Origin of the sequence: uncultured Microbacterium sp., from assembly GCF_913776565.1 — a bacterium.
In the GTDB taxonomy this organism is placed as follows: domain Bacteria; phylum Actinomycetota; class Actinomycetes; order Actinomycetales; family Microbacteriaceae; genus Microbacterium.
The window spans coordinates 1-8,624 of sequence record NZ_CAJYPF010000094.1 but is presented as its reverse complement, the minus strand read 5'-3'; the positions used below and the strand labels follow the sequence as shown (position 1 = coordinate 8,624).

Sequence of the window (8,624 nt, the reverse complement as noted above, 5' to 3'; positions counted from 1 at the left end):
CCGAGTCCACGGGCACCGACTCGCAGGGCGAGGACCCCGGTGTCGTCGAGCTGGGCGAAGAGGGACAGGGCGACCTGGCTCCCGAAGACCTCTGACCCGCGCCATGATGCCCCGGCCGTGAGCAACGACCGGGGCATCATGCGTCGGGGGAGTCGCCTCGAGCGGTTACTGCTCGATCGGCTGGGGCGTCCTCTCGTGCGCCTCGATCACGCCGCCGCCGTGGTCGGTCGACACCCGATACGGCGGGGCTCGCCTGCTCGACCGGTGAGTGCCGGGACCCCCTCGCCCCCTCGTCACGACGGTCGAGCGTCCCGGACACGCCGCTTCATCGGCGCGGAGGACGGCGTTCCTCGGACGCTCGACGAGGGTGGGCGCTCACCGACACGCGGGCGCCGCGCCCCGTGCGGCGCCCCGCGCGATAGCGTCGTGGGGTGACGGATGCCGCGAACCAGACGTCGGCGATCCGCGCGCTGTGGGCGTCGACGCATCCGGGTCCGACGCTCGTCGTGACCGCACTGTCGCTCGCCCTCGGGATCGCTGCCGGCGTCGAGCCGAGCCGTCTCGCCCTTCTGGTCGTCGCCGTGTTCGCCGGTCAGGTGTCGGTCGGCCTGTCGAACGACGCGATCGACGCAGCGCGCGACACGTCCGTCGGCCGGACGGACAAGCCCATCGCCGGGGGAGCGCTCACCCCGGAGCGTGCGCTCGCCGTGGCCGTGGCATCCGTCGTCGCCGCCCTGGTGCTCTCGACACCGCTGGGACCGGGCCTGCTCGCCGCCCACGCGGTCGCCCTCGCCTCGGCCTGGGCGTACAACGCGGGGCTGAAGTCGACGCCGTTCTCGATCGCGCCGTTTCTGCTGAGCTTCGGGCTGTTCCCCTCGTTCGCGACGCTGTCGACCGGGATGCCGCTGCTCGCCGCCCCGTGGGCGACGCTCGCGGGTGCCGCGCTTGGCGCCGCCGTGCACCTGACCAACGTCGTGCGCGACCTCGACGACGATCGCCGGACCGGCGTGCGAGGGCTTCCGCATCGCCTGGGGGCGCGGGCGTCGGTGCTCACCGCCGCCGCCGGCATCGTCGTGGGTGCGCTGGCTGTGCTGCTCGGGTCGGGGGTCACGGCCGGCGGCGTCGTGTTCTTCGCCGCGGTGGTCGCGGTGGCCGTCGTCACCGCGGTGCTGGTGGGGGTGCGTCCGCCGGGGCGTGCGGTGTTCCAGTTGACGATGCTCGCCGCGCTGCTGCTGGCGGCGCAGCTCGTCGTCGCCTGAGGCGGACTGCCCGCGGTCAGGTGCCCCGCGCGGCGCGATCCAGGCGCATCGCGTACGCCCGCGTGAACGCCGCGCCCCCGGCGCCGCGCAGCACGGCCCGCAGCGCGGCCGATCGGGCGCGATGGGCGGCGGGCGTCGCGGCGCGACCGAGCAGTGTGTTGAGCACGGCCAGGCGGGCGGCGTGGCGCGCCGAGGCGAGACGGTCGCGCTCCCATCGGGCGAGCCCTGCGTCGTCGCCGCGCCGCACCCACGGGGCGAGCAGCGGCGCGAGCGTCAGCGCGTCGAGCAGTCCCAGGTTCATCCCCTGCCCGCCGATGGGGCTGACCTCGTGGGCGGCGTCGCCGACCACCACGACCCGCCCCCGCCGCAGGGTCGGGGCCACCGCGCGGCGGATGCCGAAAGTCGAGGCCCCCGTGATGTCGACCTCGACCCCGGTGCGCGCGGCGACGGCGTCGCGCAGGAAGGTGTCGGCATCCGGAATCTCGCGGGTCCCCGCCCACGCGACGAGCCGGCGCCGACCGTCCGGAAGGGGGAACGATTCCACGACCCCGCCCCGCTCGAGATGGACGCGCGCGATCGGACCTCCGGATGCTTCGACGTCGGCCATCGCGTACCGGTCGGGATAGTGGTGCGTGCGCACGGCGCCCGGGCGATAGACGAGCTCGCGCCCGGACCACCCGGATGCCACGACCACCGCGTCGGCGCGCACACTCTCACCCGCCGCGGTGACGGCATGCACGCCCGCACGCCCCTCGCGCAGCGCGGTGACGTGGACGCCGTGCCGCACCGGCGGGGCGAGCGCGGTGAGCACCGCCAGCGTCTCGGACTGCGGCAGAGCCGCCACGTACGGATGCCGCGCACGCAGTCGGTCGAAGCGGATCTCGGCGAGGACGCGGCCGTCGGCTCGTGCCTCGCCGCGGCCGATGCGCACGGCCCGTGAGCGGATCGCGTCGGTGGCGCCCGACGCCTCGAGCAGCGTGAGGGCGGGGGAATGGATGCCGATCGCCCGGGTCCCGCCGCCCACCGCGGGCCGCCGGTCGACGATGTCGACGTCCACTCCGCGCGTGCGCAGGTCGGCGGCGAGGGCCAGGCCCACGGGCCCCGCGCCGACGACGAGCACCTCAGGCATCGCGCGCACCCCCCGCGGCGGGAGCACCCGCGGCGTGCCCCCGCGCAACCGCGAGAACGCGGAACGGGGCAGGGGTCGACACCTGCCACGGCGACCCGAGCGCGGCGGCCAGTTCGGGGGCGCGGTAGCTGCGGCGGATCGAGCGCAGACCGTCGATCCGCAGGAACGTCCCGGTCGCCAGGGGCGCGATGCCCACCGCGTACAGGCCGTAGGCGAGTCGCCCGCGCGCGATGTCGGCGTGCAGCACCGATCCGCGCGCGAGCTCCAGCGAATCACCGGCGAAGGTGCGCAGCTCGGCCGCGTCCAGGTGGTGCAGCACGTGGTTGGACAGCACGAGGTCGAACGTCTCGCCAGCGGCGATGAGGTCGCGCGACCCCTGCGCCGTGAATCGCACGCCCGGTCGGGAGCGCTCGCGGGCGGCGTCGAGGGCGCGGGGGTCGGGATCGGCGCCCACCCACTCGACGTCCAGGCCGTCTCGTCGCGCGAGCCCCGCGAGGCGCACGACGACGTCGCCGCCGCCGCAGCCGAGATCGAGCACGCGGGCGGGCCGGCCGAGGGCGCGCAATTCGGGGCGCACGCGCGTGCGGTACACGTGCCCCCACGCCGAGACGAGCCTGTTCACCGTGCCGAATCGGCGGTAGGTCGCCGCCAGGGCGCGGGGATCGCAGTGGGGATCGTCCATGAGCTCGGTCAGCGCGGTGTCGCGCCGGGCCAGGCCCGTCAGAACGCTCACGCGGCCGCGCGACGCCGTGTCAGGGTCGCCGCCTCCACCGTCAGTCCCGGTCCGAAGGCGAGAGCGGCGACGCGGCCGCCGTCGGCCAGGGCGCGGTCGGCGAGCAGATCGCGCAGGATGAACAGCAGCGTCGCGCTCGACATGTTGCCGTGCGCCCGCAGGACCTCTCGCGAGGGCGCGAGTGCCGCGGCATCCAGGTCCAGCGCACTGTCGACGCGGTCGAGGATGCTCCGGCCGCCGGGGTGCACGGCCCACGCGTCGATGTCGGCGATATCGCCCAGCACGTCGGCGGCGATCGCCGTGATCTCGCGGCCGATGATGCGCGGCACCTGGGGCGTGAGGGTCATCTCGAAGCCCGAGTCGCCGACGGTCCAGGCCATGTCCTTCTCGCCGTCGTCGGTGACGTGGGTGGCGAAGCCCTCGAGGTCGAGGCCGTCCGGCGAACCGTCCGCAGACGTCACGATCGCGGCCCCGGCGCCATCGGCGAACACCGACGCCGCCACGATCTGGTCGGGATGCGACGAGGTCTGCCAGTGCAACGAGCACAGCTCGCAGCACACGACCAGCACCACCGCGGCCGCGTCGTCGCCGACGATGCGCGCCGCCAGGCGCAGCGCCGGGATGGCCGCGGCGCAACCGATGAAGCCGAGGTGGTAGCGCTCGACCGTCACGGGCAGGTCGAGGTCGCGGACCAGGTGGTAGTCCGGCCCGGGGGCGAACATGCCCGTGCACGACACCGTCACGACGTGGGTGACGGACGAGGCGTCGTAGGGCGAGTCCCGCAGCGCGGCGCGTGCGGCCGCGGCGAACAGCGGCGGCGCGGCCCGGCGGTACTCGTCGTTGCGCGCGCCCGTCGGCGGCATCAGCAGCGTGTCGCCGTCGCGGACGGTCAGACCGTCGACGGCCGCGCCCGCCAGCTGGGGCAGGACGACGTGACGGGTGTCGATGGCGGCGGCGTCGAAGGCGGCACCCACGAGGCGTTGGCTCTTGCGGTCGAACCCGGGCTGCGCGGCGAACAGGTCGCGCAGTGTCGATTGGGCGACGCGGGTGTCGGGCAGGGCCGTGCCGATCGACACGATACGGGCGGTCATGCCTCACTGTAGACACGCTTTCGTCCGACCGGCGCGGGGATGGTGCGGGCGTGGCCGCGTGTCTAAGGTGCGGAGCGTCCCGCGCGCGGTCGCGCGGGGCGGTGCGCACCGGCGTGCGGCCACTGCTCACCCGTGGGTGTGCGCCGCGACGTGCGGGCGACGCGGCCTTCTCGTGCGGGGAGGGAGACGGCCTCGGCTCGCGCGGCGCGTGTCAGGCGGCCAGGGCGTCCGACAGCAGCAGGCCCGAGATCGCGGCGCGGTAGTCGTCGATCATGCGGCGGCGATCGAGGCGGCCGCGCGCGGCGATCGCCGCGGCGCGCATCGCGGGACGCCGCGACAGTGCGTCCCCCCACGCGCGTGCGATCGCGTCCTCGTCGCGCACGGTGACCAGCCCGAAGCCGGCGACCATCCGGGCGGCGTCACCCACGTCGGTGGTGACGGGGACGGCTCCGGATGCCGCTCCCTCCACCAGGCACAGAGGCGAGGCCTCGCCAAAGGCGCTCGTGAGGGCCACGACGTCGGCGATCCGGTAGAGCTGCGGCATGTCCTCGCGCAGGCCGAGCGCGTGGATCGGCACGTCGGCGCCGACGCCGCTGTCGGCGCGCAGGGCGCGCAACGCGGGGTTGTCGGGCGTCATCCCCGATCCGCACATCAGGTAATGCGTGCCGGGTGCGGTGCGGGCGTGCCGCGCGGCCGCGCGCAGGAACAGCCCCGGGTCCTTCATGGCGTCGAAGCGGGCGGCCAGCAGCACCACCGGAGCCTCGTCCGGGATGCCGAGACCCGCGCGGATGCGACGACGCTCCGCGGCCGTGCCGGGACGGAATCGTCGGGTGTCGATGCCGTTGTCGATCACCCACGCGTCGCGGGCCGCGACGCCCGCGCGGGCGTAGGCGGACGAGGTCGACTCGGCGCAGGCGATGGTGGCGGTCACGGCGCCGGAGGCCGCGGCATCCACGAGCCAGCCGAGAGCCGGACCGGAGTGCGTCGGGTCGGAGCGGTGCAGGCACGCGGCGAGGGGGCGGTCGGGCAGCATCCCGGCGCGCTGGAGGGCGACGATGAGGCTGAGGGGCTGCTCCTTGAGCGAGAGCACCACGTCCGACTCCGCGATGAGGTGCGCGGCGCGCGCGAGCTCGGCCGGAGTGAAGTCCTCGGGCGCGACGGGACGGTCGGCGGCGATGCGGTCGAACGTGTCGATCGCGACGCCCGCGCTCCGCAGACGACGGTAGCGCGTGTCGTCGCGCGCGAACTGCGTGGAGGCGTCGCGGTGGGCCGCCGAGGTGAGCGACAGCACCCGATGCTCCTGCGCGCCACGGGCGGCCAGGCCCGCCACGACGTCGGAGTGCAGGATCCGTGCGCCCCCGGCGAAGAAGCCCTCGTAGAGCGACAGCACGCGGACGGGTCGGGTCATCGGGATCGCCTTCGCAGCCGGGGGGACAGGGGACCGCGGGTGCGGTCGTCCCATGCTGGAGGCAGAACCCCGGGTGATGGGTTACGTCGTGAAGACCATCGCGTGAACGCCCGGACACCGATCCGTTCGCCCGGGAACGAGCCGACGCGCCGTCTCCTGGGGGAAGGAGCCGACGCGTCGGGGTGAGACCGCGGGTGTCAGGCGCGAGGCGCCGCCACCTTCGCGGACCGGGTCCGCACGCGCAACCACCGCGGCGCGGTGCGCTCGCGGTAACCCTCGTCCGAGCGGGGGACGATGCCGTTGCCCATCGCGGTCGACATCGCGATGCTCCACACCGAGCCCGCCTGCTGTCCGCTCTGCTGTCCGTAGATCATGGTCTTCTCCTTGCTCCCGTCTCCCGACGGGACGTGCGCCCGCATGTCGGCGGGGTCGTCTGAGACCAGTGATAGCCCCCGATCGCGTCGCCCCCGAGCCTCTTGACAAGAGCCCCCCGATGCGCAGGAGCCCGGAAACACAACGGATGCCGTCAGCCCGCGTCACGACGTCCGCGGATTCCGCGCACCACTGGGTACGATCGTGGGTCGTGCAGCCGTCTTCCGACACCATCTCGCCGCCCCCTGGGGAGTCGACCCTGCAGCGCGCCCTTCTGGCCTACGGAGAGGCGCGACGGTCCGCGGCGATCGCCGCGCGACGAGAACTCTCGCTGAACGAGCTCGACGCCCGGGCGCTGATGTTCATCGCCGAGAACCCCGGCGCCCGTCCCTCGCACGTGCGCGAGCACCTCGGCATCACCTCGGCGGGGGTGACGACCCTGGTCGACCGGCTCGTGCAGCGCGAGGTGGTGCGACGGGATCTGGACGACGACGATCGTCGCGTCAACCACCTCACCGTCATCGTCGACCTCGACTCCCCGCCGTGGTGCCGTCTGCGCGCGTTCGACGAGGACATCGAGACGGCGATCACCGCTCTCGATCCCGGCGAGGCCGCCCGCCTCGCGCTCGTCATCGAGAAGCTGACGTCCACGGCCACGCGCTGAGGACGCGAGCCCCGCGCGGGATCGACGCGTCGACCGCCTCGCGGTCGCGGGTCGCTCAGTCCGCGGCGGCGGCGGCCGCGAGGAAGGCCTCGGAACGCGCCTGCAGGAACGAGCACAGGGCCGCGAGGGTCGCGAGCTCACCCGCGAGGGCCATGACGCGCCCCGCGGGCAGGGGAGCGGCATCCTCCCGGGGTTCGAAGGTCACGGCCCAGGCGGTCGATCCCGCTTCGGCTCCCGGCGCGACGAAGAACGTCGTCGAGACGCTGCGCAGCTGGGCGGCGACGAGCCCGGCGTCGGATCCGTCGTCGCTGTCCTGGGGGATCACCCGGAGGATGTCGGCGTCGTCGTAGCCGAGCGCGCGGAATTCGTCGATCCACTGCTGCAGCGTCGTCATGGTGCGGAACGGCATCGGCATCCCTTCGGCGAGCGGCGCCGAATGGCGACCAGGTCCATTATCCCGGTGGGAACGGTCGCGAGCGTGTGGCCGGCCGGGGCGTCGCTGCGTTAGGCGGCCTTTCGATCGCGCTCGGCGTCCGGGGACGCCGAATTGCGAGAATGGCGGCTTTCGCCCGGATACGGTGAAAGCGGATGGGGGCATTCGAATTCGCGGAATTCGGCTCGGCGATTGCGTGAGAGCGGTTTCATACCGCGCCTCGCACGCTCGGGCAACGGTCTTGCCGCATTTTCTCGGACGATTTAGGAAACTCGCGTGGAGCATACGAATATCGAGTCCCGGGACGCCGAGACGGTCGAACACCTGTGGCAGAGCATCGTGCCCGGGGCGCGGATCACGCGCGCCGAGGCGATCCAGCCCGCACTGGCCTGGCACGCCGCCGCGGAGCCGGGTTTCGCCATCTGCGACTACACGATCGGCTCGACCATGCTCGTCGAATCCGACCCCCGCGACCAGGTCGTCGTGGGCCGCATCGCCGGCCCGCGGGTGACAGGGACCTATCGACGCGAGCGCATCGACACCTCGACCCCCTTCATGGTCGTGGACCGTCCCCTCGAGATCGCCTTCACCGGGCGCATCGCCGGATCGGCGGTGTCGTTCGCGCGCACCGATTTCGACGACGCCGCGCGCCGCCTGTCCGGCGACGACTCCCTCCGCGTGCGCGCGACGGGGCACAAGCCCGTCAACGAGCAGCGGCTGCGCTACTGGTCGCGCACGTGGGAGTACAGCCGCGACGTGCTCTTGCGCTCCTCCGAACGGACGCCCCTGATCGAGCAGCAGGCGCGCACCCTGCTGCTGGAGGCGTCGTTGCTGACCTTCTCGACGACGTTCACCGACGCCCTGGCCGCGGGACGCCCCTCGCGGCCGCTGCCCGCGCCCGTGCGCCGCGCCAAGGCCTTCGTCGAGGCGCACGCGGCGGAACCCGTGGCGCTCGCCGACATCGCGCAGGCGGCCCGTTTGTCCCCACGGGGCCTGCAGTACGCCTTCCGCGCGGCGACGGGACGCACGCCCATGCAGTATCTGCGGCGGGTGCGTCTGGACGCGGCGCGGGCGGAGCTGCGCGTCGCCGACCCCTCGGTCGAGACGGTCGCCGCGATCGCCGCCCGGTGGGGCTTCTCGAACCTCGGTCGCTTCGCGGCGATGTACCGCGGCGAGTTCGGCGAGACGCCGTCGACCACCCTGCGCTCCTGAGGCGCGGGGGCCCCGGCCATCAGTGACCGGCGCCCAGGCCCCCGCTGAGGCGGTCGTGGAACGAGGCGGCCGTGGCGTTGAGCCCCTCGAGCTCGACGGTCGTGCCGAGGTGCGCGTACTTCGTGCGCACGGCATCCAGGGCAGCCACCGTCGAGGCGTCCCAGACGTGCGAGCGCGACAGGTCGATCACGACGCGCTCCGGGTCGTCGTGGTACGCGAACTTCGTGGTCAGGTCGTTGCTCGAGGCGAAGAACAGCTCGCCCTCGACCGCGTAGCGGGCGGTGTCGCCCTCGAGGGTGCGGGTGACGCTCGTGAGGCTCGCG

10 protein-coding genes are annotated in these 8,624 nt (G+C 73.9%); 3 read left to right on the top strand and 7 right to left on the bottom strand.

The window, feature by feature from the left end; translation table 11 throughout:
- The first annotated feature begins 431 nt into the window (after positions 1-431).
- Entirely contained in the window at positions 432-1,259 is an 828-nt protein-coding gene (locus QZ433_RS05145; RefSeq protein ID WP_295780429.1) for a UbiA family prenyltransferase, read from the top strand.
- A gap of 16 nt (positions 1,260-1,275) precedes the next feature.
- Here QZ433_RS05145 and QZ433_RS05140 read toward each other — a convergent pair whose 3' ends face one another.
- From QZ433_RS05140 to QZ433_RS05120, 5 genes are all read right to left on the bottom strand, one after another.
- Positions 1,276-2,388 carry an NAD(P)/FAD-dependent oxidoreductase gene (locus QZ433_RS05140; RefSeq protein WP_295780427.1) on the bottom strand — a complete coding sequence of 371 codons (1,113 nt, stop codon included), beginning with the start codon at positions 2,386-2,388 and terminating at the stop codon, positions 1,276-1,278.
- Positions 2,381-3,121: a methyltransferase domain-containing protein gene (locus QZ433_RS05135; RefSeq protein WP_295780425.1), complete on the bottom strand. Its 741-nt coding sequence runs from the start codon at positions 3,119-3,121 to the stop codon at positions 2,381-2,383. Before QZ433_RS05135 ends, QZ433_RS05140 begins: the two co-directional genes overlap by 8 nt.
- Positions 3,118-4,212: a type III polyketide synthase gene (locus QZ433_RS05130; RefSeq protein WP_295780423.1), complete on the bottom strand. Its 1,095-nt coding sequence runs from the start codon at positions 4,210-4,212 to the stop codon at positions 3,118-3,120. Before QZ433_RS05130 ends, QZ433_RS05135 begins: the two co-directional genes overlap by 4 nt.
- A 211-nt stretch (positions 4,213-4,423) precedes the next feature.
- On the bottom strand, positions 4,424-5,620 hold the full coding sequence (locus QZ433_RS05125) for a glycosyltransferase (RefSeq protein WP_295780421.1): 1,197 nt from the start codon (positions 5,618-5,620) through the stop codon (positions 4,424-4,426).
- Between the two features lie 197 nt (positions 5,621-5,817).
- A complete protein-coding gene (locus QZ433_RS05120; RefSeq protein ID WP_295780420.1) occupies positions 5,818-5,994 on the bottom strand; it encodes a hypothetical protein in 177 nt (58 codons plus the stop codon).
- Positions 5,995-6,203: 209 nt separating this feature from the next.
- Here QZ433_RS05120 and QZ433_RS05115 point away from each other — a divergent pair, with 209 nt between their 5' ends.
- On the top strand, positions 6,204-6,656 hold the full coding sequence (locus QZ433_RS05115; RefSeq protein ID WP_295780416.1) for a helix-turn-helix domain-containing protein: 453 nt from the start codon (positions 6,204-6,206) through the stop codon (positions 6,654-6,656).
- A gap of 55 nt (positions 6,657-6,711) precedes the next feature.
- Here QZ433_RS05115 and QZ433_RS05110 read toward each other — a convergent pair whose 3' ends face one another.
- Positions 6,712-7,065, bottom strand: coding sequence for a hypothetical protein (locus QZ433_RS05110; protein WP_295780415.1), 354 nt, complete (start codon positions 7,063-7,065; stop codon positions 6,712-6,714).
- A 300-nt stretch (positions 7,066-7,365) separates the two neighbouring features.
- On the opposite strand from QZ433_RS05110, the gene QZ433_RS05105 reads away from it, so the two are divergent.
- Positions 7,366-8,301 (top strand): AraC family transcriptional regulator, encoded by a 936-nt coding sequence (locus tag QZ433_RS05105; protein WP_295780414.1) that lies wholly within the window; start codon positions 7,366-7,368, stop codon positions 8,299-8,301.
- A 19-nt stretch (positions 8,302-8,320) separates the two neighbouring features.
- On the opposite strand, the gene QZ433_RS05100 is transcribed toward QZ433_RS05105, so the two are convergent.
- Positions 8,321-8,624: STAS domain-containing protein (locus tag QZ433_RS05100; protein WP_295780412.1), on the bottom strand; the 304-nt coding region annotated here is incomplete at its 5' end.